At 64.5% G+C, this 21,295-nt stretch carries 22 protein-coding genes and 1 pseudogene; 5 read left to right on the forward strand and 18 right to left on the reverse strand.

Going from position 1 to position 21,295, the window contains the following annotated elements; all coding sequences use genetic code 11:
- Nucleotides 1–54 precede the first annotated feature (54 nt).
- The 4 genes from DPQ64_RS04400 to DPQ64_RS04415 form a co-directional block, all read right to left on the reverse strand.
- Nucleotides 55–462: an HVO_A0114 family putative DNA-binding protein gene (locus DPQ64_RS04400; RefSeq protein ID WP_115863147.1), complete on the reverse strand. Its 408-nt coding sequence runs from the start codon at nt 460–462 to the stop codon at nt 55–57.
- Between the two features lie 42 nt (nt 463–504).
- Nucleotides 505–795, reverse strand: coding sequence for a toxin-antitoxin system TumE family protein (locus tag DPQ64_RS04405; protein ID WP_198662004.1), 291 nt, complete (start codon nt 793–795; stop codon nt 505–507).
- 159 nt (nt 796–954) lie between these two features.
- Nucleotides 955–2,202: an ABC transporter permease gene (locus tag DPQ64_RS04410; RefSeq protein ID WP_115863148.1), complete on the reverse strand. Its 1,248-nt coding sequence runs from the start codon at nt 2,200–2,202 to the stop codon at nt 955–957.
- Nucleotides 2,202–3,035, reverse strand: coding sequence for an ABC transporter ATP-binding protein (locus tag DPQ64_RS04415; protein WP_115863149.1), 834 nt, complete (start codon nt 3,033–3,035; stop codon nt 2,202–2,204). The genes DPQ64_RS04410 and DPQ64_RS04415 overlap by 1 nt, the downstream gene beginning before the upstream one ends.
- Before the next feature lie 131 nt (nt 3,036–3,166).
- On the opposite strand from DPQ64_RS04415, the gene rpiA reads away from it, so the two are divergent.
- On the forward strand, nt 3,167–3,853 hold the full coding sequence (rpiA, locus tag DPQ64_RS04420) for a ribose-5-phosphate isomerase RpiA (protein ID WP_115863150.1): 687 nt from the start codon (nt 3,167–3,169) through the stop codon (nt 3,851–3,853).
- A gap of 331 nt (nt 3,854–4,184) precedes the next feature.
- Here rpiA and DPQ64_RS04425 read toward each other — a convergent pair whose 3' ends face one another.
- Nucleotides 4,185–4,352, reverse strand: a complete 168-nt coding sequence (locus tag DPQ64_RS04425; RefSeq protein ID WP_115863151.1) for a DUF1931 family protein — start codon at nt 4,350–4,352, stop codon at nt 4,185–4,187.
- Between the two features lie 378 nt (nt 4,353–4,730).
- On the opposite strand from DPQ64_RS04425, the gene DPQ64_RS20005 reads away from it, so the two are divergent.
- On the forward strand, nt 4,731–4,886 hold the full coding sequence (locus tag DPQ64_RS20005) for a DUF7563 family protein (RefSeq protein WP_449272259.1): 156 nt from the start codon (nt 4,731–4,733) through the stop codon (nt 4,884–4,886).
- A gap of 56 nt (nt 4,887–4,942) precedes the next feature.
- The gene (locus DPQ64_RS04430; RefSeq protein ID WP_115863152.1) at nt 4,943–5,197 is read left to right on the forward strand and encodes a GIY-YIG nuclease family protein; all 255 of its coding nucleotides are present in this window, start codon (nt 4,943–4,945) and stop codon (nt 5,195–5,197) included.
- Nucleotides 5,198–5,237: 40 nt separating this feature from the next.
- Here DPQ64_RS04430 and DPQ64_RS04435 read toward each other — a convergent pair whose 3' ends face one another.
- From DPQ64_RS04435 to DPQ64_RS04455, 5 genes are all read right to left on the reverse strand, one after another.
- Complete coding sequence (locus DPQ64_RS04435; RefSeq protein WP_115863153.1) at nt 5,238–6,470, reverse strand: Fic family protein; 1,233 nt, start codon at nt 6,468–6,470, stop codon at nt 5,238–5,240.
- A 188-nt stretch (nt 6,471–6,658) separates the two neighbouring features.
- Complete coding sequence (locus tag DPQ64_RS04440; RefSeq protein WP_115863154.1) at nt 6,659–7,633, reverse strand: SDR family NAD(P)-dependent oxidoreductase; 975 nt, start codon at nt 7,631–7,633, stop codon at nt 6,659–6,661.
- A 3-nt stretch (nt 7,634–7,636) separates the two neighbouring features.
- Complete coding sequence (locus tag DPQ64_RS04445) at nt 7,637–8,233, reverse strand: NADPH-dependent FMN reductase (protein ID WP_115863155.1); 597 nt, start codon at nt 8,231–8,233, stop codon at nt 7,637–7,639.
- A 365-nt stretch (nt 8,234–8,598) separates the two neighbouring features.
- Nucleotides 8,599–11,007 carry a heavy metal translocating P-type ATPase gene (locus tag DPQ64_RS04450; RefSeq protein ID WP_115863156.1) on the reverse strand — a complete coding sequence of 803 codons (2,409 nt, stop codon included), beginning with the start codon at nt 11,005–11,007 and terminating at the stop codon, nt 8,599–8,601.
- Nucleotide 11,008: 1 nt separating this feature from the next.
- Nucleotides 11,009–11,836 carry a sulfite exporter TauE/SafE family protein gene (locus DPQ64_RS04455; protein ID WP_394338828.1) on the reverse strand — a complete coding sequence of 276 codons (828 nt, stop codon included), beginning with the start codon at nt 11,834–11,836 and terminating at the stop codon, nt 11,009–11,011.
- A 279-nt stretch (nt 11,837–12,115) separates the two neighbouring features.
- On the opposite strand from DPQ64_RS04455, the gene DPQ64_RS04460 reads away from it, so the two are divergent.
- Nucleotides 12,116–13,573: a phosphoglucomutase/phosphomannomutase family protein gene (locus DPQ64_RS04460; RefSeq protein WP_115863158.1), complete on the forward strand. Its 1,458-nt coding sequence runs from the start codon at nt 12,116–12,118 to the stop codon at nt 13,571–13,573.
- A 296-nt stretch (nt 13,574–13,869) separates the two neighbouring features.
- On the opposite strand, the gene DPQ64_RS04465 is transcribed toward DPQ64_RS04460, so the two are convergent.
- The 6 genes and pseudogenes from DPQ64_RS04465 to DPQ64_RS18565 form a co-directional block, all read right to left on the reverse strand.
- The gene (locus tag DPQ64_RS04465) at nt 13,870–14,484 is read right to left on the reverse strand and encodes a hypothetical protein (RefSeq protein ID WP_115863159.1); all 615 of its coding nucleotides are present in this window, start codon (nt 14,482–14,484) and stop codon (nt 13,870–13,872) included.
- 65 nt (nt 14,485–14,549) lie between these two features.
- On the reverse strand, nt 14,550–14,750 hold the full coding sequence (locus tag DPQ64_RS04470) for a hypothetical protein (RefSeq protein ID WP_115863160.1): 201 nt from the start codon (nt 14,748–14,750) through the stop codon (nt 14,550–14,552).
- 74 nt (nt 14,751–14,824) lie between these two features.
- Entirely contained in the window at nt 14,825–15,355 is a 531-nt protein-coding gene (locus DPQ64_RS19860) for a GNAT family N-acetyltransferase (protein ID WP_368275982.1), read from the reverse strand.
- Nucleotides 15,352–15,987, reverse strand: coding sequence for a peroxiredoxin family protein (locus DPQ64_RS04480; RefSeq protein ID WP_115863196.1), 636 nt, complete (start codon nt 15,985–15,987; stop codon nt 15,352–15,354). The genes DPQ64_RS19860 and DPQ64_RS04480 overlap by 4 nt, the downstream gene beginning before the upstream one ends.
- Before the next feature lie 21 nt (nt 15,988–16,008).
- A pseudogene (gene samp2, locus DPQ64_RS04485) lies at nt 16,009–16,203 on the reverse strand (ubiquitin-like small modifier protein SAMP2); the annotation flags it as partial.
- Nucleotides 16,204–16,245: 42 nt separating this feature from the next.
- Entirely contained in the window at nt 16,246–16,419 is a 174-nt protein-coding gene (locus tag DPQ64_RS18565; RefSeq protein WP_157971581.1) for a hypothetical protein, read from the reverse strand.
- A 170-nt stretch (nt 16,420–16,589) separates the two neighbouring features.
- Here DPQ64_RS18565 and DPQ64_RS04490 point away from each other — a divergent pair, with 170 nt between their 5' ends.
- Nucleotides 16,590–17,561 carry a hypothetical protein gene (locus DPQ64_RS04490; protein ID WP_115863161.1) on the forward strand — a complete coding sequence of 324 codons (972 nt, stop codon included), beginning with the start codon at nt 16,590–16,592 and terminating at the stop codon, nt 17,559–17,561.
- 41 nt (nt 17,562–17,602) lie between these two features.
- Here DPQ64_RS04490 and DPQ64_RS04495 read toward each other — a convergent pair whose 3' ends face one another.
- Together DPQ64_RS04495 and DPQ64_RS04500 are read right to left on the reverse strand one after the other, a co-directional pair.
- Entirely contained in the window at nt 17,603–18,736 is a 1,134-nt protein-coding gene (locus DPQ64_RS04495; RefSeq protein ID WP_115863162.1) for an ORC1-type DNA replication protein, read from the reverse strand.
- A 472-nt stretch (nt 18,737–19,208) separates the two neighbouring features.
- Nucleotides 19,209–21,248 carry a P-loop NTPase family protein gene (locus tag DPQ64_RS04500; RefSeq protein ID WP_115863163.1) on the reverse strand — a complete coding sequence of 680 codons (2,040 nt, stop codon included), beginning with the start codon at nt 21,246–21,248 and terminating at the stop codon, nt 19,209–19,211.
- Between the last annotated feature and the right edge of the window lie 47 nt (nt 21,249–21,295).

A 21,295-nucleotide genomic window follows, 5' to 3' on the forward strand; every position in this document is an offset into this window, starting at 1 on the left:
AAATCGATCCTACGCGGCGGCGACGAACTGAGCGTGGAGTGAGCCAAATCGATCCTACGCGGCGGCGTCGGCCGGTTCGGGGTCCGTAAGGGACACGTCGATTTCGAGTTCGTCGAACCGGACGATAGGGCGCTTGGACCGACCGGTGGTCTCGAACTCGACCACGCCGAGCGTCTCCAGTTCGCTCAAATTTCGGTGGACCTCCTTGTAGTCGCGGTCCACCAACTCGGCCGTTTCACTGATGCTGGCTGGGTCGTGCTGGGCGAGCGTTCGGAGTAATTCGAGGTTCTTCTCGCGCGTCAACCGTGCGAGTTCTGCGTAGTTCGGGAGGTTCAACACGAGCATGTCGTCGACCGACTTTCCTCGTTCGAGTGACGATATCTTCTCGCGGGCCTCCTGACGAGTGCGATCCGTCTCGCCGACGCGCACCTGCAAGGTCCGGGAATTCGTACTTTGGGTCATGGCGTGAGTGTTTCTGTTTCGATGGCAAACCGCAAGCGGTGTTCAACGTCGGTGTCGGTCGATTTCCGTCAGGAACCGGTCGTACAGTTCCATCATACCCGGAAAGTCGATGGTCGTTACCTGTTCTCCGGCGTGACGTTCATGGCCTTTCGTCGCTTCGTGAGCGTTGTCGTAGCGGACGATGGTTTCGCCCTCCTTCGTCCCGTAGTGGAGGCTATAGCGCCATCCACTCGGATAGTCGGCTTCGTCGTCGGTGTGTCGGATGAACACCCGTTCTATCGTTCCGTCCGCGTGTTCGTCGGTGTACTGCACCAACGTATCCTCGTCTGCCATCCCATACTATGGTATTCTCCCCATAGGATAAAAAATCTAGGGTGGTGTGAATTCGGGATAGCGTTCGCTTCCCTCCAGAAGGCCTTGCGCGGGTGGACGGCGCCGTTTGCGGCCGCGTCCACTCGCGTGAGGTGAAGTGGCGAGTGTCCGACTCAAGCCTCACTCGTACCGGAGCGCGTCGATGGGATCGGTCTTCGATGCGCTCCACGCAGGATACAGCCCGGCGACCACGCCGACGAGGACGCCCACCGCGACCGCGATGGCGAACCACTCGTAGGGAAGCACGAGGTCGAGCCCGATGTACTCGCCCGCGAGGTACGCCCCGGCGACCCCGACCGGGATGCCGAGGATCGCGCCGACAGCACCGAGCAGGACCGCCTCGATCAGGAACAGCTGGAGCACGTCGCGGTTCTGCGCGCCGACCGCCTTCATGATGCCGATCTCGCGGGTGCGCTCGGTCACGGAGACGAGCATGACGTTCGCGATGCCGATGGAGCCGACCACGAGCGAGATGACCGCGATGCCGGTCACGAAGTTGGTCAGGGTGGTCAACAGCTCCTGCAACTGGTCGACGAGGTCCTCGTCGCTTCGGACCGCGAAGGCGTAGTCGTCGGGCACGAGCCGCGCGGCGTCCGAGCGGTTCGTCAGGTACGCCTGCACGCCGACCTTGGCATCGGGGACCGCCGCGAAGTCCTCGGCGACGACCGTGACGGTCGGGTAGACGCGCTGGCGCTCGCCGGTCGCCGGGCTCTCGACGGTCGTCCGGTAGAACGGGTCGGTCGGCACGAACACCAGCGGTTGGGACCCGCCGTCCAGCCCCTCGAAGGCCCCGCCAGCGGCCGAGGAGTTCTGGACCCCGACGACCTCGGCCTCGACGGAATCGCCCGACGCCAACTGGAGCGAGACGGTTGCACCGACGGAGAGCGATGGATCGAACAGCCCGGCCGCGCGCTCGTTCACCACGACTTCGCGGCTGCCCTGTCGGAACGCCCGGCCGTCGGCGACGCTGCCCGAGTCGAAGTACGCGGGCGAGGTGGCGATCGCCTGCCGCTGGGCGACCGTGTCGTTGCCGGCGGAGATGGCCGCGGTGGGGACTATCCCGCGCGGGACGACCGACGCCACGCCCTCGATATTCGCCAGCTGGTCGAGGTCGCGAGTCGTGAACACCGGTTGCGCGCCCGCACCCGGCCCGCCGTTCTGACCCTCGGGACCGGCCCAGACGTAGAGGTTCGGCGAGCGCTCGCCGCCGACCTGTCCGAGCACGTCGGCCCGGAGGCTGGTGCCGAGCGTGACGAAGGTGATGACCGCCGCGACGCCGATGACGACCCCGAGGACGGTCAGCGCCGACCGGAGTCGGTGGCTCCGGACGGCGCGGACGCTGAGTCGCAGGCTCTCTGCGAACTCCATCAGGGACCGTCGGACTCGACCCGCCGAGGGGACTCGATCTCCTCGACGCGCTCGATGGTGCCGTCGAGCACGTGGACCACGCGCTGGGCGTACTCGGCGATGGGGCGCTCGTGGGTCACCATCAGGATGGTGTTACCCTCGTCGTGGAGGCGCTGGAACAGCCCCATGATCTGGGTGCCGGTCTCCTGATCGAGGTTGCCCGTGGGCTCGTCGGCGAGGATGATAGCCGGGTCGTTCGCCAGCGCTCGCGCGATAGCGACCCGCTGGCGCTGGCCGCCCGACAGTTCGTTCGGCCGGTGGCCGGCCCGGTCGGCCAGCCCCACCTCGTCGAGCAGTTCGGTCGCGCGGTCGATGCGCTCGCGCTTGTCGATCCCCTCGAAGACGAGCGGGAGCGCGACGTTCTCTGCCGCGGTTAGTTTCGGCATGAGGTTGAACGTCTGGAAGACGAATCCGACCTCCTGACCCCGGACCCGGGTGCGCTCGCGCTGGGAGAGCGCCGACACCTCGCGGTCGTTGACCCACACCTCGCCCTCGGTGGGCGTGTCGAGACAGCCGATGAGGTTGAGCAGGGTACTCTTGCCCGACCCGCTCGGTCCCATCACCGCGGTGTACGAGCCTCGCGGGATGACGAGGTCCACGCCGTCGAGCGCGTGGACCGGCTCGCCGAGGTAGTACGTCTTGCGCACCGCACGGAGCGCGACCGCGTTGCCGTCGTCCGGCCGAGACCCGGATTCCGGCTGTCGATGTTCGCTTCCCGCACCCTCCGCGTCGGGTCCCGGATCGCCCCCCGCCTCCGAGTCGGTCCCCCCGGCGTCCGAGTCGCTGGTTGCCATGTTCTCCCGTAGTATGGCGGGGAGCGCCAAAACCTTGGCGTCCGTTCTGGAATCCCAGCGAGGTCGACCTCGACCCCACCCCTTTCGACGACCCGCCCAACCTTTTGGCCCCGGGGCACGCAGGGCACGCCATGAAGACGTCCGGCGGAAGCGACGCGGCGAAGCGAGCGGCGGGCGAGAGCGCAGCCGAGGCGGTCGAGGACGGCGCGGTCGTCGGCCTCGGCACGGGGTCGACCGCGGCCCACGCCATCCGAGCCATCGGTCGGCAGGTCGACGCAGGCCTCGACGTGCACGGGGTCCCGACCTCCTACGAGTCGCGCGAACTCGCCACGGAGGTCGGCGTCCCGCTCACCACCCTCGACGAGGTCGAGACGGTCGATCTCGCGATCGACGGGGCCGACCAGTTCTCGGGCCCGCATCTCGTGAAGGGCGGCGGGGCGGCCCACGCGCGCGAGAAGATAGTCGACGCCGCCGCGAACCGACTGCTCGTGGTCGCGGACCCGAGCAAGGCCGCCGACCAACTCGACCACCCGATTCCGGTCGAGGTGCTGCCCGACGCCCGGACCACGGCCGCCGACGCCGTGCGGGCCCTCGGCGGGTCGCCGACACTCCGGGCCGCCGAGCGAAAGGACGGCCCCGTGGTCACGGACAACGGGAACCTCGTGCTCGACTGCGAGTTCGGCACGATTCCGGCCCCTGCGGAACTTGCGGCCGACCTCGCGGGGACGCCGGGCGTCGTCGCGCACGGCCTGTTCGTCGGAATGGCCGACGAGATCCACGTCGGGGGTGACGACGGCGTGGACGTGCTGACGTTCTGACGGCGCGATTCTGACGCAATTTTCTCCGTTTCGGGGGCGCGCGCGAGTAACGCGTGCGAGGGCGGCGGGGGAGGTGTGAGACCCGCGGTGCTGTGCGGTCGCGGTGCAGTCGCAGTTGCGGTACTGTGCGCTCACGGCGAGGCAAGCAGTAGCTAGCGTTCACCGAACTCCGTTCTCTCCCCGTTTATCCGCCTCAACAAGGTCATTTGCCTCGACAAGGCCATCCGCCTCGACAAGATCGTCCGCCTCGTCACCGATCACGTTCCGAGAGAGGACGAGCCCGCGGCTACGTCGTGTTGCGCCATAAAAGGAAAGGTGTGGTCTCCCGAATTCAGAGGTCGCGCGGCTGGACGGTCTTCCGGTCGTTGGCCTCGGCACGTCGGCCAGCCTCGTCGAGGAGTTCTTCGACGCGGTCGTCGAGGGCGTCGTAGAAGTCCGACGCGACGTTCTTGTCGTCCAGTGCGTCCTTCACAGCGGCTTTGACGATGAGGTCTGCCATACGATTCCCTCTTTCCTGCCACCCCTAATAAAGTTTCTCAAATCGCCGGACGAGCGGCCCCATGTCGGTCGGTTACCCGTCATCTCCGCCGGTGGCCGAAACTTATAAATACGAGTGAGTAGTGGTGAACGCGATTCGGCGAATGCCGGTAGGGCCACGAGCACGTGCGGGCTTCGCGTTGGACACCGGAGTTACCGACGAATGGGATCCTCGGTGCAGGAATAGACGACGAAGGAATGGCGATGGAAATCGCGGCACCGGCGATTTCCGAAAACTGGCTTTGCGAATGTGGAACTGAAGCTCCGTTCTGAGAAGGATTTTTGGTGTTGCAGAACAAAGATTTTGGCACTGGCGGGACGCCCCGCCAGATGACAGCCAATGCCAAAGTGTGACCACTGCAGCGCGCACGTCTCGGAGCGATTCGCACGGGTGTTCGCCGACGAGAACGGCCGCCTGCGAGCGTGTCCGTCGTGCTCGGCGAACGCCGGAATCGCGGAAGTCGCGCGCGAACGCGCCAGAGAGGCTGGAGTATAGCCCGCGACGACGCGGGAGCAAAACGTACAAGAACCACCACGCGAAGCCTGTAAGGCGTGACGGTCCACTGGGCGTACGTCATCGAGTGCGCCGACGACAGTTTTTACACCGGCTACACGACCGACGTCGAGCGGCGCGTCCGCGAACACGACCGGGGCGAGGGCGCAAAGTACACCCGCGGTCGGACGCCGGTCGAACTCGTGCATCGCGAGCGGTTCGACTCGAAGTCGGCCGCGATGTCCCGCGAGTACGAGATCAAACAGTTGTCGCGTGCAGAGAAGGAGCGGCTGGTCGAGAGCGACGAGAATTGAATACATCAGGCGAGAAAGACGAGTTCGGCTTCAATCGCGCTCAGTCTCCCATAGTTTCTCCTGTTGCTGTGTTGGAGATGAGATCCCCGGGGTCAGGAATCTGTTCAGCCGGTCGATTGAGAACGTCGAGTACCTCGTCTGCTTGGAACTCTCGATACTGGTCGTAGCCGGTCGTCTCTCGTAGCACGTCGTCTGTCACCAGTCGGTCGATAGCATTGTTGGTGGCAGGATACGACATATCGATATGTTCGGCTGCTTTGCTGACGGTGAAAAGGGGTTCGGTGAAAATCGCCTCGACGAGTTTCCGAACAGAGGGTGGTGCGTCCCGGTACTCCTCCTGATACTGCTCTCGGAGTTGGAGCAGGAGTTTCGCACGGCTAAAGGCTTCATCTGCTTGTTCTTTGATACCTTTTAAGAAGAACTCCAACCACGCATTCCACGCTCCGTCCTCGCTGACCGCGAGTAATAGATTCGTGTACTCGTCACGGTTGCGACGGATGTACGAACTGAGATAAAAGAGTGGATGAACGAGAATGTCACACGATATCAACGAAAGGACGACTAATAATCGACCAACTCGACCGTTCCCATCTACGAACGGATGGACCGTCTCAACCTGATAATGAAGGATTCCAATATCGACAAGATCCGGATATTTGCCTTCGGACTGCATATACTGTTCGAGGTTGTCCATTCTTCGAATTGCTATCTCTGGCTTCGGTGGAACGAATCGAACTTGTTGCCCGACACGTTCCGCGTCCTCTTCGATCCAAACGTACTGTTGCCTGAACTCGCCGGGGCGTGGATCTTCGTCGTCGGTTCGACCCGACTCCATCAGCGATTCGTGTAGTGATTTGAGAAGGTCGAGAGAGAGATTTTCGCGCGAACGGCCACTCTGGACTAACCGCGTCGTTGCTTCACGAAGTGCCGATGCGTAGTTCCGCGCCTCACGAACGTCTTTCGAATCAGTTCCCTCACGGTACATGTCCGAAACAGTCACTTGCGTTCCTTCCACCTGTGACGACTGTTCGGCTTCTTTATAGACGAACAAGCCGAATGCAGTGTCCGGATCGTCGATTTCACTCCAGAATCCATCGAGACGGCCGAGAGAATGCATCGCTCGACCGTGAGCTTCGATTACATCCTTCGATAGTTCGATATCGGGGGGTAGCCCATCTGGAAGATAGAACTTCGCTGCAGGAAGATCGGCCCCAGAATCTGCCGAGAGGTATTTGCCCGGCGTCGATTCATCGATCAGGTATCCATCTTTCATCAGTGGCAATGGGGAGGCTACGAGTAAAAGTATTCGGGGTATCGTTTACTCAGCGCAATCCGAGACGGAGCCAGTAAAGACAGATCAGATCCCGTTTAATCGAGATATACGATTAAACGCTGTGAGAGTATCGTTTACTCGTATGAAGTAAGGTTGAACTCGATCAACGGACTCCGGTTTCCATTTACTCAAGATAGCGGGTCCGTCTCGGGGACCGACGCCGGAAGTCCGACGAGTTCCGCGCTCCGATTCCAGAGTCGGGTCCGCAGTTGCTCGTCGGCCGCCTCCGGAGCGGGGGTCGCTCGCTCGCGACGGTCGAAGTACGCGCCCGAGACGTCGGCTACCTCGGGGTCCCTCGCCAGGTAGACGAGCGCGTCGGCGGCTCCCTCGACCGATTCGAAGGGGCCGACGGGTGCGACGCTGGCGACGAGCGCCGCCGCGCCGGTGAACAGCCGCGAGAACCCCGTCGCGTTCCGGACGAGCCCGGTCTGTGGAATCCAGCCCGGATGGACGCAGTTCGCGGTGACGCCCGACCCCGCGAGCCGGTCGGCGAGTTCGACCGTGAACAGGACGTTCGCCAGCTTCGAGTCGGCGTACGCGTCCAGTCCGTCGAAGGTCGCGTCCCCGCCAGCCCCCGTTCCACGAACGACCGCGTCGAGGTCCGACAGCGAGCCGCGCTCGTGGAGGCCGCTCGTCGTGGTGACGACCCGGGCAGGTGCGCTCTCCGGTCGGTTGTTCGCAGTCTCGCGGAGGAGCGGGACGAGCAGGTTCGTGAGGAGGAACGGCGCGAGGTGGTTGACCGCGAAGGTGAGTTCGACCTCCGCTTCGGTCGTTCGGTCGGCGCTCGTCTCGGTCGTCGCTCGCTCGCTCCGGGAGGTGCCGGCGTTGTTCACGAGCGCGTCGAGGCGGTCGTGGTCCGCGCGAACCGTGCGAGCCAGTTCTCGGACCGCGTCGAGGTCCGCGAAGTCGACGCGGTAGAAGACGCCCGCCGATTCGGGATGGGCACTCCGAACCGCCGACAGCACCGCCTCGGCGGCCTCGCGGTCCCGGCCGGTGAATAGGACCGTCGCGCCACGCTCGGCGAGTCGCACGGCGGCTTCGCGTCCGATCCCGCTGGTCGCGCCGGTGACGAGAACGGTCGAGTCTTCGGACGAGTAACTCACGGGTCAGTCGTCCGCGTCGGCCTCGCTTTCCTGTCGGTCCACGCCGGCGTCGGGCGCGCTCACCTCGGGGTCGATGAAGGCGTACTTCACGGCCTGCTCGCCCAGTTTCCGGACGCGCTCGCCGATGTCGTCGTCGACGATCTCGCCGTTCTCGATCTTGTCCCGGGCGTTCCGGATGCCGACCTGATGGGGCAACACCCACGCGTGGACTCCGCGGGCGGTGATGCGCATGTGGTCGAGCGTGCTCGCGAAGCTCCCGCCGCCCGCGCTCGCCAGCAGGCCGACCGTGGTGTCCTCGTACTCGTCGAAGCCGGCGTAGTCGTGGACGTTCCGGAACGCCGCCGAGTACGAGCCGTGGTAGACCGGACTCCCCCAGAGGACCACGTCGGCTTCGCGGATCTTGCGCTTGAGTTCGGTCGCGGCCGGCGGTTCGTCCTCGTCTGGGTCGAAGACCGGCAAGTCGTATTCGCGCACGTCGAGCAGTTCGGTCTCGGCGCCGCGCGCGGCCGCGGCGTCGAGTGCGTGCCCGAGCGCGATCCGGGTGTAGCTCGCGTCTCGCATGCTCCCCGAGAGCGCGACGACGATTGGCGTGTCGTTCATTGGTTCGACGTAGTGTACTGAAAGGCATAACAGTTTCCGGAATTCGGCTTCTGTAAAAATTCTGAATTGAGCGGTCAGGGGCCTCAGCGCGGGGATAAAATCGACCACCAGCAAATCGCGACTTCAGCCGAAAACGATGTGAGGAGATTACAGCAGAGTTTACCAGTCCCAACAGTACACTGCGAAATCGGAAGAAGAACTGAGATGGTAGATAGTTCCCGTCGGACGGCACTGTCTAGGTTACCGCCTCGGGGTCAAGCCCCCGAGGCTTCCCGTGGATTAGTAGACTGTAGTAGAAACGTAGCAGGAGTGGTACGACGATGCGTGTATTCGAGCGTACAGTCCGAGTGTGCTGGAGAGACGAGCTACTCAGTGCGTTCGCTAGAGTCGGACGCAACTGAATGGCTTCCGTTCGTCGGCAGGAGTCGACGCTTCGAGTTAAATACGACGATGAGACTACTGATCGCCATCATAACGGCGGCGATCAGCGGCGTGATCACGCCGGCCATTGCCAATGGAAGCGCGATTGCGTTGTAGCCCGCCGCCCAGACGAGATTCTGTTTGATTCGGCCTCGAGTTTCACTCGCCAACTCGAAGATCTCTGGAACGGCGTCCAGACGGTCGTCCAGCACGACCGCGTCGGCCGCCTCAATCGCGAGATCGGTGCCGCTTGAAACCGCGATCCCGAGGTCCGCGCTCGCAAGTGCGGGTGCGTCGTTCGTGCCATCGCCAATCATTGTCGTCGTCCCGCGCTCGCGGAGTCCCTGGATAATCATTTCCTTCGACTCGGGGCGCACGCCTGCGAATACGTGATCGATCGCTGGATGGTTCGCAAACGTCTCGGTCATCCGCTCGTCGTCGCCAGTCAGCACGACGATGTCCCGGTTCGCGTCCGCGAGCTCGGAAACTACGTGTTCCCAGTTCTTCCGCGGCGTATCTCGGACCGTGATGATCCCTTGGACGGCGCCTTCCCAGGCAACCGCCGTAGGATGAGTGCCCGACTCGTAGGCGTCCGTGACGGCTGCCTCGATCTCGGCCGGAACCGTCCACTCGTCAGCATCGAAGGAGTCCGGATGGCCGATAACCACACGGGTATCGTCGACGAGCGCCGACACGGTACGGTCGGCACGCTCGAAGCTCGACACCGAGCGTGTGGTCGGCGGGGCGGCATCGTCGATCGCAGCGGCGATGGGGTGGCTTGACCGGCGTTCGACGGCGGCCGCCATCGCAAGCACTTCGTCGGCATCGTCGCCAACGACGTCCACAAGCTCCATCGCCCCTGTGGTGAGCGTCCCAGTCTTGTCGAACACGACGACCGAGGAATCGTCGATCCGTTCGAGCACGGTCTCGTTGAGAACGAGCATCCGATTGTCGGTGGCATCGCGGGTGGCCGCCGCGAGGGCAAGCGGAGTAGCGATTCCGAGCGAGCACGGACACGAGACCACTAACACGGAGACACCGGCCATTATAGCTGTTCTCGGGTCGTTTCCAAGGACGAACCAGCCAGTGGCAGTCAGCGCGGCGAGTCCAAGCACGAGCGGGACGAACAGCACCGCAAACTGGTTGACGAGTTGCTGGACGCCCGTCGCAGAACTCTTGACGTTCCAGAGGAGTTCGACGAGGCGATCCATCGTGCTGGTCGTATCCGGCCCAACCTCGACGACGACCGCATTGTCAGTGAGGATCGACCCGCCGAGTACGTCGTCCCCAATGGATTTTCGCTGCGGGAGAGATTCACCCGTGATGAGTGCCTCGTCGATCGCGGCCGTCCCGTCGACGATCTGGCCGTCGACCGGGATCCGTTCGCCAGGTTTGACCAACAGCCGGTCGCCGGGCTCACACTCTGCAATCTCGATGGTTTCGGTGGCCTCGCTGTCAGCGTCGAGTCGGCGAGCCTCATCGACGCGTGAATCAGTGAGGTCAGCGCGATTGCCGAGCGCAGCTTGTTTGACCCGTGACTCGAGATGGTTGCCGATAGTGACGATCGCGAGCACCATCACTGCGACGTCGAAGTACGGGTCGCGTCCGCCCGTGAGATAGGTCGCCAGCGAGTAAAGATACGCTGCGAGCACCGCAATGGCGATCAACACGTCCATGTTCGGGCGCCCGACTTTCAGGCTCACGTAGGCCCCGCGGAAGATCGGGTAGCCAAGCCCGATAAGGATGAGCGTACTCCAGACCGCTAACGGCCCGAATACCATCGCTTCGACAGTACTCCCGTAGAGAAAGCTCTCGGGATAGATGCCGAGATACACCGGATAGATGAACAGCACGTAGAGAATCAATACGGGCATCATCAGTACCGCCGCGAGTACCGCACGGTATTTGCCGAACTCGACACGCGAGCGCAACGAGTCGTTTTCTTCGTCGGGACCGTGGGCTTGATAGCCCAGTCGACTTAGTGCCCCAGCGATCTCGTTGCGATCGATGTGGTCAGGATCGTACACCACCTGCGCCATTTCAGTCGCGTAGCTCGCACGCGCCTCGTGAACGCCCTCCTCTTCCTCGGCAAGGAGTTCGATGAATCCTTCGCAAGTCTGGCAGTGCATTCCGTCGATCGAGAGGTAGGCCGTTTCGGCATCCTCGGGAACATCGGGTTGGGAATCCTCGGCCGCGACGCGGTCGCGGACGGCCGCAATCGAGAGGTCGGTATCCTCACCGTCGTCGACTAGGCGTGCGACCTCTAGACAGCCCCGACAGCAGAACTCGCCGTCGATGGCCTCGCCAATAATCGGATCTTCGACGGGGAGGTCACAGAGTGTGCAGGTGGACATACTACGCAATCGCCTCCGATTCGGCGATTGGCTGATAGTAGGGGATGTCAGGCAACGGGAGCATGACGCCAAACCGCATGAGTCCCATCGCTAACAGGACGTATCCGAGTCCAATGAACAACACGCCGAGTCCATAGTGGACCACCTGTCGCTGGCGGGCACTCACTGACTGGATCACGGTTCCGTAGAGAAACACGCTGGGGATCGTCCCCAACCCGAGCGCGCCGAGCGAGAGGAGGCCATAGACGGGTGATCCCTGAGCGAACGCGTATAGGAATGCGGGATAGAGAAGCATACACGGCAACAACCCATGAAGCGCGCCGAGGCCGACGATGCCGATGCCGTTGACCCAGCGGTCGATCCGCGTCGAGATGACTGTATAGGTTCGCGCGAATATGGATCCAATGCCACTACCAGCTATAATACCTTCAACAGCGCCTTGTTGGTAGCCGGCTACCCGGGTGAACCCCATGATAAGAATTGCCGCACCGACACATATGCCGACGGCACCCTGCACTGGCTTGAGTAGCCCGGCGAGCCCGATCGTCCCGTAGAGCAGCGCGCCGGCAGTCCCGAAGACGCATCCGATGAGGGCGTAACTCATCGTCCGGCCGAGGTTGAACAGCGCGTGCTGACGGACTTCGTAGAAGGTGAGTGCGCCCGACCATCGGTCTCTGGTTTCCATGCGCTCGGCGTAGGTTGCAACGAGCGGGCCGCACATTCCAATACAGTGTGCACCTCCGAAGAGGCCAATCAGAAAAAACACCACCAGTCCGTAGCCGCTTGTGACGCTAACCTCACCCAGTTGTACTAGAACTGCCGAAATCATACTCGGGGACGGCGGAGCTAGCATAGATTAGAGTGTACCAATCGTTGTGTGTAGTGGGTTTCGGTTCAGGCCGTGACTTCGAGTATCACTAATTCGAATCAATACAACGGTAGGCACTGTCTAGGTTTCCTCCTCGGCTGACGTGCGTTCGTCGAGTGCGTGGTGTAGTCGCTGGAAACTATCGTACTGGACGAACGACGTAAGCCACTGGCGGCCGCTCCGCCGACTGCCACCGTACCACACGGTGGTTTTTTCGGGACAGCGACAGAGAGTCACCCCATGGAAACGCCGATCTCGTTCGGAACCGACGGCTGGCGAGCGACGCTGGACGAGTTCACCGCACCCCGCGTCCGGATGGTCGGACAGGCGGTCGCCGACTACCTCCGGGAGGTCGAGGACCGCGACGGGGGCGAGCGAACTGATAGTTCGCGAGCGTCGCCGGACAGCGGATCCGGCGGAAGGACGGTCGCGGTGGGCTACGACGCCCGCGAGACCTCGCGCGGGTTCGCCGAGGAACTCTGCCGCGTGCTGGCCGCCAACGGCTTCGACGCGCTGATTCCGCCCCGCGACTGCCCCACGCCGCTGGCGGTCTGGACGGTCGCCGACCGCGACTTGGCCGGGGCACTCGTCGTGTCGGCCAGCCACAACCCGCCGAACTACAACGGCGTGAAGTTCTTCCCCCACGACGCCGCGCCCGCCCTGCCGGAGGTCACCGACGAGATCATGGCCCGCATCGCGGAGCCGCGCGCGCTCCCGGAAGACGAGCAGGGGAGCATCCGCGAGGAGGACCTGCTCGAACCGTACGCCGAACACCTGTTCGACCTCCTCGACCTCGACGCCGAGGACTCCGACGGCTCGGACCTCGACGGCCTCCGCGTCGTCTGCGACGCGATGCACGGCTCGGGACGGGGGTTCACCGACGAGCTCCTCGAACGCGCCGGAGCCGAAGTCGAGCGCCTGCGGTGCGAGCAGGACGCCGAGTTCGGCGGCACCAACCCCGAGCCGAGCGCGGAGAACCTGCAAGGACTGGTCGAGGCGGTCCGTGAGGGCGACGCCGACCTCGGGATCGCCAACGACGGCGACGCCGACCGCATCGCGCTGGTCACGCCAGAGCGCGGGTTCCTGGACGAGAACCTCTTCTTCGCGGCGACGTACGACTACCTGCTCGAAGACGACGCCGGGCCCGCGGTCCGGACCGTCTCGACCACGTTCCTCGTCGACCGCGTCGCGGAGGCCCACGGCGAGGAGGTCGTCGAGACCGCGGTCGGCTACAAGTGGGTCGCCGAGGCGATGGGCGAACACGACGCCCTCATCGGTGGCGAGGAGTCCGGCGGCTTCTCGATACGGGGCCACAACCGCGAGAAGGACGGCGTGCTGATGGCGCTGCTCGCCGGTGCAGTCGAGAGCGAGCGCTCGTTCGACGACCGGGTCGACGCCCTGCTCGACGAGTTCGGCGAGATCCATCAGGACAAGGTGAGCGTCGACTGTCCGGACGACGAGAAAGAGCGCGTGCTGGCCGACCTCGAAGCCGAGCTTCCCGAGCAGGTGGCGGGCGAGCGCGTGGACCGTGTCAACGACACCGACGGGTTCAAGATCCTGCTCGAAGACGGCTCGTGGCTCCTCGTGCGCCCGAGCGGCACCGAGCCGAAGATGCGGGTGTACGCCGAGGCCGCGAGCGAAGAGCGCGTCGCGGCGCTGCTCGATGCGGGGCGAGACTTGGTGGAGCCGCTGGTCTGAGTTTCACCGCCCAAAACCAGTGGTCGAGCCACGCTTCGTTGCTGATGCTACGCAACCTTAGAAAATACAGGTGAGCTACGGTACCGACCGGAAACAGAAGAAAGGACTACAGATTATCGGTTGAACACGCGTGATAGCAGGGCCGACCAGTCCGGACGGTTGGTTCGGACGCGGCCTTCGGAATCTTTGATATCTTCCCGATGACGTTCGGCCTCGGTCATACGTCTAGGTAAGGGAGTATCTCATTTATATGTTCGGATGACGCCGACGAGAGATTAAGCGGTCTGTCTGCATGCTCACGACTTGAGGACAATGACCGCGAGACAAGCGAGAACGCCGACCGTACAACCAGCAATAAACGAGGCTACGATCATCGCATGGAAATCGAAGGAACGGTTGTTAATATATGCCAAACCACTAGCAATGACAGAAACGACAGATGCAGCTAACAACGCCTGAGAAATAGACAGGAACGCCTTATCTTTATTCAATCTTCTGTCATTACGGGCGATGTACTGAGGGTACGTTTGAACGAAAGCCGCTAGCATGTCTTTTCGTCCGAACGTTGCCTGTTTGGTGATATCGTCGACGGCAATCTCGGTTTCGAGTTTCGTATGATAGATTGTCGCAAAAGCTGCTAAAATGCTCAGAACACCGAACAGGAGCCCAGCATAGGTAAGCGGATTATCGACTGTCCCGAGAGCCACGTCGTTATTTTCCCGAGAGATGTAGTAGGCGATTGCAGCAGCAACTCCAGAAAACGTAAAAGACGCACGGAGGAGCGACATCGCTTTCTTGTCGATGTGTTCTGCTTCCTCCATCTGTCCCGTGAGGGTTTCGTTCAGTTTTTCGTGAGTCAGACGGAGGGAATATAAAGAGGAATCCGCCGTCAATTGTTCGTCATCGCTCACAATTTATCCGAACGGAAGGGGAGAGAACATAAAGGACTTCATATTTCATATTCCAGAGTAAACGTCTATTCTGAACGGCCGAAATCGAGCATCCCGTTCGGCTTCGCGTAGTAGACGTACGCCAGCCCCAGTCCGAGCGCGACCGTCAGCAGTCCCAGCACGTCGCCCACGTCGGCCGTAATCCCGTCGGCGACCGTGACGTACGCCATCACGCCCGCGAACGCAACCCAGACCGCCGCGAGGCGTCGCCGGTGCGTCTCGTTCATGCTCGCGCGTTCGTACGCGAGGGGATTACGCTTTGGCTTCGGCGTTCACACTTCGGCTTCGCCGCTCGGCCCAGCTACGCCGAATGAGACCGGTAGCAGCCTCGAAGTCGGTCGTTCCGTCCCTCGACCGCTTCGATCTCGAACCCCAGCGACTCGTAGAACGGTCGCACGCCGGGGTCGAACTCGGCGGTCAGCCGGTCGTGGCGCTCGGCGGCGGTTCGGACCAGCGCAGAGCCGATGCCCCGTCCGCGTCGGGCGTGACGGACCGCGATGGCGTCGACGTGCGCGTCGGCGCGCACGTCGACGCCATCGCGGTCGTGGTCGCGGTTGCGGTCCCCGTCGGTGCTGTTGCGGTCCCCGTCATTGCTATTGCGGTCCCGGTCGTCGTCGCTATCACAGTCCCGGTCGCGGGGGACGAGCACGAGCGCGCCGAGAACACTGCCTGTTTCCCCGTTGGCGGTCAGCACGTCCCCGGCCGCGAGTCGCTCCCGGAGGTCCTCGCGTACGTCGAGCATCGCGGCGTCGAGCACGCGGCGCACGTCGAGACGGTCGTCGGGCGTCGCTTCGCAGACGGTGACGCCCGCCGCTTCGCGGTCCCGGGTCATCCCTCGTCGGCGAGCAGTCGGTCGACCATCGCGAGCACGTTCTCGACCGACGGCCAGTCGTCGGCACCGTCGCCGCGGTGGACCGCGAACAGTCGGCTGTCGCCGCCGCGGGCGTCCAGAATCGCCGTCTGAGGCAGCCGACCGAGCAGGTCGCTGACCCGGCCGAGTTTGCCCCAGCGCGTGGGTTGGCCGTACGCCGCGGCGACCGTCTTCTCCTCGTCGGCGACCAGCGGGAACGGCAGGTGGAACTTCTTCTGCCACGTCTCTGCCATCGCTTTCGACTCGGGGAGGACGGAGACGACCACCGCGTCGCGAGCGCGGAACTCGCTGTAGCGGTCGGCGACCGTCTGGACCTGCTCCCGGCAGCCCCGACAGCGGTGGTCGCGCTGGAACAGCAGAACGACGACGTCGGTGTCGGCGTCGTCGGCGAGCGCCGACAGCGAGAGCGGGTCCGGGCCGGTACCGGCGTTGGGGAGTTCGAAGTCGAGCTGGGACACGCCGAGCCCTCGGCGGCGGCGGTCGGCCCCGCGCTGGCGGTCGGCTCCGCGCTCGCTGTCAAGCTCAGTCGGTTGGTCAGTTTCGGAGGGGTCCGCAGGTATCGGGCCGGCCCCGACCTCGTCGGGGTCCGCCATGTCCGTCCGCCGCCCGTCCCTTCCGCCTTTGATGAGCCGTAGGACTTTGACGTGGTCGGCCTCGACCGGCTGGTCCTCCGGCACGGGGCGACCGTCCACCATCACCGAGACCTCGTGCGGGCTGAGGTCCACCTCGGCGAGCAGGTCGGCGTAGGTCGCGTCCTCGACTTCGAGGTCGTGGCTCCCCTCGCCGACGACCTCGACGGTCACGTTCATCACGTCGAGTAGTTCCGGGCCGCGAGTGGTAAGCGTGTCGGGCTACGAGGCGGTTCGAGTGTTCGTCGCCTTCTCCTCCGTCTCCTCCACCTCCTCCGTCTTCTCCACCTCCTCCGTCTTCTCCACCTCCTCCGTCTCCTTCTCGCGAAGGATCGAACCGCGTACGGAACGCCTAACGCCGACGCCGCGACCGTAACGCAGAATTATCGCCCGCACGCGGGGTCGAGTCGGTCCGTTTCCGGTCGAAATGCAGCCCAGTCTGTCGAGGAACCCCGCGACGAGTCGAGTCGCTTTTCGTCCGGAAAACGCGGCTTATACCGGCTGAACGGTTCGAACGGTATCTCCGATTTAACGCGGGTGCCGGAGTAATCTCCGGCGTGAGAAACATGAAACGCCGGCAGTTCACTGCGATGGTCGCGACCGCAACGTTCTCGCTGGGGAGTATCGGGAGTGCAGCGGCCGGGACGGCAGCACAGGATACCGACCCGCTACGGTTGGAAGACGCGTCCGTGAGCATCGGCGGGGTGACCAACACCATCGGCGAGGCCGCGCTGACCTACGAGGAGAGCACGATGCAGTTCGAGGTCAGCGACTGGACGATGGAGAGCGAGACGGGGGCGCTGTCGATAGCGAGCGCGAGCATGGCCGCGGGGGACGTCTCCGCGGACACCTACGCCACCGTTCGCTCGGCGATGGTGGAGGCATACGAGACGCAGTCGCCGTCACCGCTCCTGACCGCGCTCGCCGAGGCCGACGTCGACTCGGACGCCCCGGTCCAGGTCGTCGTAGAGTCGGTCGAGACCGACGGTGGGCTCGTCGCCGACCGGATCGAAGCGACCGGAACCGCGGGCTCGGTCGTCCCCGACGGCACCCGCGAACTGGCCAGCGAAGGGGCGACGATTGAGGGCGTCGCCGCGCTCGGCCCCTCGGAGTGGAGCCAGTTGAGCATCCAGCGCGGTGAGGCCGAGTTCGTCGCCGAGGACGTGACGATGGAACGCGAGGGTGCGGCGCTCGCGGTGAGTTCGCCCGGCGGTGAGATTACCGTCTCCGAGCGAGTCCTCGAGTTCAGCGAGATGGCGATGACCGTCTCCCCGCCGGAGACAATTCCCGACGCTCACCTCGAGTTCGCGTCGGAGGTGCGTCAACTGGCGGGCGACGACGACCTCTCGGTCTCGGCCGTCGAGTCGGCCGCCGAGGAGTCGGGCGTGACCACGTCGAACACCGCCGAGGCGGTCCGGAACGCCCGGTTCGAACTCTCGTTCGCCGAGATCTCGGAGGGCGGCGAGACGCTGGTCTCGGACTTCGCGACCAGCGGCACGCTCGCGGAGCTGGTCGAGGTCCTGCGTCAGCGCGCCTGAAGGAGGTCTGAGAACAGCAGACGGGCGAAGTCGAGAGCGGTTTACTCGTCTTCCAGCCGGTTCAGCACCGCGTCGGGTTCGTAGCGCAGCGAGAGCTGTCGAGAGCGCCCGCGACCCTCGACGTTGGTGTACGTCGCGTCGATGATGTCGAGCTGGTCGAGCTTGTTGATGATCTCCGAGTAGCGGGTGTAGCCCAGTCCGGTCCGGTCGTGGAACGCATCGTACACGTCGCCGGCGCGCTCGCCGTCGTGCTCGGCGATGACCTCCAGCAGCTCGATCTCGCTGTCCGAGAGCGCCTGCAGGCTGTGGCTGAGGTGGACGTACTTGGACTTCTCGTAGGCCTCTTCGACGTCCTCGACGCTGACGGTCCGGCTGGCGCGCATCTCGGCGTTGAGTCCGGCGCGCCGGAGCAGGTCGATGCCGACCCGGAGGTCGCCGCTCTCGGCGGTGAGTTCGGCCACCTCGTCGAGCACGTCGGTGGAGATGACCCCCTCGTGGAACCCGCGGTCGATGCGCTCCTGCAGGATGTCGACGATCTCCTCGTTGTCGTAGACCGGGAAGTACACCTCCTCCGGGCGGAAGACGCTCTGGACCCGGCCGTCGAGGTCCTCGATGACGTCGAGGTTCAGGTCCGAGGAGACGACGACGACGCCGATCTTCGCGCCGCTGTGGGCCTCGTGAGCGCGCAACAGTGAGTAGAGCGTGTCCGAAGCCTCGCCCTCGTAGAACAGGTAGTTCACGTCGTCGAGCGCGACCACGAGCACCTCCTCCTCGTCGACCAGCTTCTCGGTGATCTGACGGAACAGCTTCTTGAACGAGATGCCCGACGACGGGGGCTCGTACTCGAAGATGCCCTCGAACACCCGCGAGAACACCGAGTAGCGGGTCGAATCGACCTGACAGTTGACCCGGACGGTGCGCACGTCGGTCTGTGCGCCGAGTTCGCCGAACACCTTCTGGACCGCGGTGGTCTTTCCGGTGCCGGGCGGGCCGCGAGCGATGACGTTGAGAGGCCGCGAACCGCGGGCCGCGGGCCGGAGCGCGTACTTCAGGCTCCGCAGTTGGCTCTCTCGATGGGCGAACGTCTCGGGAACGTAGTCGATCTCGAAGACGTGCTCGTCCCGGAACACGGACTCGTCCCACGAGAGCATCCCCTCTTCGGGGTCGTCTGCCATCACTTTCACCTCGCTGTCCCAGCTACTTAACCTTTCGGCGGACGAAATTATTAGAGCGCAGAGAGTTCCAGCGCGGACGTTCAGGCGTCGTTGACGTTCAGTACAGGGATTCGAGTTAATCAGTATCAGGCGACGGACTTCTTCGGGACGATGGCATGTTTGCGGTCAGTCGGACCCGGCGTGCGCAACTGAACTACGGTGCTGTCGCGGTTCGGTGGCGGTGCGGTCACGCCGAGGCGCAAGCAACAGCCAGCTCCGAAGAACTCACAATAAAAATCGAAAACGGGCCGACGCTAGCTACTGCCTCGACCGAGGAGTCACCGCAACCTCATCCTCCCCAGCCTCCTCGTTCACTCGCTGCGCTCGTTCACTCGTCCCTCGCACGCGTTGCTCGCGCGCGCCGGGATGTTGGAAGTATATCGTGTGCAGTTACGACCTCACGAGACGAAATCACGAGACAGAACGACGGTTCTCAGAACTTCTCCAGCAATCGGTCGTAGAATTCGCCCCGATGCTCAGCCTCCGAGTCCCCGGCCAGCTTCTCCACGATGAGCTCCGGCGTCGAGCGCGCGAGGTGGTCCTTCACCGGCGAGCGGTTCACGACCAACTTCCCGCCCTCCAGTCCCGTCGCCTCGATGCCGTCGACCGGCACGTCGTAGTCGGCCATCTCCCGAATCTCGGCCGCGAGGTGGGAGACGAACACGCCCGTCACGTCGCCGTCGCGAAGCTCTTCGAGGATGCCCGCGATGATCTTGGCGCTCGCGCCGGGCTCGGTGATGCTCTCCAGTTCGTCGACGAGGACGAGCCGGCCCGCGCCCGACCCGCCGTCGGCTCGCCCGGCTTTTGCCGACCCATTCGCGCCGCTCGATTCGCCCCCGGTCGCCAGCCCCGCGAACTCCCGGAGCGTGGCCTCGAACGCGCCGGCGTCGAGGGTGCCCTGCGTCTTGGCCTGATAGTGGAGCTCCGAGAATCGCTCCAGTCGGACCGACTCGCCGGGCACCGGCAGGCCCATGTGGGCCAGAATCGTCACGAGCGCGACCAGATCGAGGGTCGAGGTCTTCCCGCCGCTGTTGACCCCCGAAAGGAGCGCGACGCCCGACACCGAGTAGTCGACCGGCTCGACCGCTCCGAAGTCCACGTCGAGCAGTGGCGAGCGCCCGCCCTCGATGGAGAAACCCTCTTCTTCGAACTCGGGCAGTACGCAGTCGAAGTCGTCGGCGAATCGCGCGATAGCAAGCTCGACGTCGAGTTCCAGCGCGGTCCGGACCAGTCGCTCGGCCTCGTCGCGGCTCTCCGCGAGGTCCGCGGCGAGTTCGCGCTTCCGGCTGGCGGCCCGGCGGTCCTTCGCCGCGACGAGGTCCTCCCGGAGCCGCGAGACCACGTCCTCGTCGCGTTCGACCGGGAACGTCGGTTCCTCGGGAAACGCCCGGCGAGAGACCTCGGCTTCACCCGGATCGAGATCGAGCGAGTCGATCAGTTCCTCGCGCGCCAGCGCGATGGCCGCGGCGTGCTCGTCGCTCAGCTCCCGCGACAGGAGTGAGTCGACGCCCGCGCCCTGCTCGACCAGCGTCAGCAGGTCCGACCCCTCGATGGTCACGTCGCGCTCCTCGATGGCCTCGCGGAGCCGGTCGTTGGCCACGCTCTCGGCGGTCGACACCGCGGCGTCCAGGTCGTCGATGGCCCGCGAGAGCCGGTCGAGTTCGTCGTCGCCCACGACCGTCCCGTCCGAGTCCACCCGCTCCAGCGCCGCGTCGAGGTCGGCGAGGTCGAGCGGCGGGTCGATGCCCGCGGCGCGGTGGACCTCGGCGGCGGCCCGCAGGCAGTCGCGGTTCGCGGCGTAGAACGCCAGCACGCGCTCGGGGACGATCTCGGCCGGCCGCTCCAGCGCGTCCGGTTCGACCTGCACGTCGCCCTCGACGGCCACGCCCGCGAACTCCTCGTCGAGCGCGACGACGGTGGAGTAGCCGCGCGCGAGGTCCGCGAGGTCTCGGGCGTCCTCGACCACCTCGACGCTCAACTCCGGGATGGCCTGCTGGGCCTCGCTGTACCGCTCGGCGTCCGCGGTCGCCAGACACCGGTCCCGGACCGTGACGTTCCGCGGCTCGGCCAGCGGTTCCACGTCGGCGAGCGCGTCGAGCACCGCCGGGTCAGGGTCGCGCTCCATCGCGCTCGCGGCGAACTCGCGGACCTCCTCGATGCGCGATCGGGCCCCACTGGGATAGAGGGTCTCGAGTCGCTTCGCGCCGTAGCCGGTGACCGTCCGCGCCTTCAGCAGGTCGAGCGCGTCGTCGTATATCTCCTCGGCGCGGTCGGTCGCGAGGAAGCCGCCGGAGTCGTCGTGGCGCTCCCGGACGGCACCCCGCGCGATGGCGGCGGCCCGGCCCTCGGTGATGCCCGGCGCGCTGGCGATCTCGGCCACGTCGCCCTCGGTCAGCGCGGCTTCGGGGTCGTCGAGTTCCGAGAGTGCGGCCGCCGTCTTCGAGCCGACGCCGGGTATCGCCTCCAACTCCATTCGGGGTGGAGTACCGACCGCGCGCTTAAAAACGTTCGTGGGGCGTC

This window comes from Halorussus litoreus (assembly GCF_003382685.1).
GTDB classification, from domain to species: domain Archaea; phylum Halobacteriota; class Halobacteria; order Halobacteriales; family Haladaptataceae; genus Halorussus; species Halorussus litoreus.

Excerpts from the sequence above, each read along its gene's own strand:
- DPQ64_RS04490 (WP_115863161.1), top strand. The coding sequence starts at position 16,590 with ATGAAACGCCGGCAGTTCACTGCGATGGTCGCGACCGCAACGTTCTCG.
- rpiA (WP_115863150.1), top strand. The coding sequence starts at position 3,167 with ATGAAGACGTCCGGCGGAAGCGACGCGGCGAAGCGAGCGGCGGGCGAG.
- DPQ64_RS04470 (WP_115863160.1), bottom strand. The coding sequence starts at position 14,750 with ATGAACGAGACGCACCGGCGACGCCTCGCGGCGGTCTGGGTTGCGTTC.
- DPQ64_RS04445 (WP_115863155.1), bottom strand. The coding sequence starts at position 8,233 with ATGAACGACACGCCAATCGTCGTCGCGCTCTCGGGGAGCATGCGAGAC.
- DPQ64_RS19860 (WP_368275982.1), bottom strand. The coding sequence starts at position 15,355 with ATGACCCGGGACCGCGAAGCGGCGGGCGTCACCGTCTGCGAAGCGACG.
- DPQ64_RS04400 (WP_115863147.1), bottom strand. The coding sequence starts at position 462 with ATGACCCAAAGTACGAATTCCCGGACCTTGCAGGTGCGCGTCGGCGAG.
- DPQ64_RS04415 (WP_115863149.1), bottom strand. The coding sequence starts at position 3,035 with ATGGCAACCAGCGACTCGGACGCCGGGGGGACCGACTCGGAGGCGGGG.
- DPQ64_RS04425 (WP_115863151.1), bottom strand. The coding sequence starts at position 4,352 with ATGGCAGACCTCATCGTCAAAGCCGCTGTGAAGGACGCACTGGACGAC.
- DPQ64_RS04455 (WP_394338828.1), bottom strand. The coding sequence starts at position 11,836 with ATGATTTCGGCAGTTCTAGTACAACTGGGTGAGGTTAGCGTCACAAGC.
- DPQ64_RS04500 (WP_115863163.1), bottom strand. The coding sequence starts at position 21,248 with ATGGAGTTGGAGGCGATACCCGGCGTCGGCTCGAAGACGGCGGCCGCA.
- DPQ64_RS04495 (WP_115863162.1), bottom strand. The coding sequence starts at position 18,736 with ATGGCAGACGACCCCGAAGAGGGGATGCTCTCGTGGGACGAGTCCGTG.
- DPQ64_RS04405 (WP_198662004.1), bottom strand. The coding sequence starts at position 795 with ATGGCAGACGAGGATACGTTGGTGCAGTACACCGACGAACACGCGGAC.
- DPQ64_RS04480 (WP_115863196.1), bottom strand. The coding sequence starts at position 15,987 with ATGGCGGACCCCGACGAGGTCGGGGCCGGCCCGATACCTGCGGACCCC.
- DPQ64_RS04435 (WP_115863153.1), bottom strand. The coding sequence starts at position 6,470 with ATGAAAGATGGATACCTGATCGATGAATCGACGCCGGGCAAATACCTC.
- DPQ64_RS04460 (WP_115863158.1), top strand. The coding sequence starts at position 12,116 with ATGGAAACGCCGATCTCGTTCGGAACCGACGGCTGGCGAGCGACGCTG.
- DPQ64_RS20005 (WP_449272259.1), top strand. The coding sequence starts at position 4,731 with ATGCCAAAGTGTGACCACTGCAGCGCGCACGTCTCGGAGCGATTCGCA.
- DPQ64_RS04410 (WP_115863148.1), bottom strand. The coding sequence starts at position 2,202 with ATGGAGTTCGCAGAGAGCCTGCGACTCAGCGTCCGCGCCGTCCGGAGC.
- DPQ64_RS04450 (WP_115863156.1), bottom strand. The coding sequence starts at position 11,007 with ATGTCCACCTGCACACTCTGTGACCTCCCCGTCGAAGATCCGATTATT.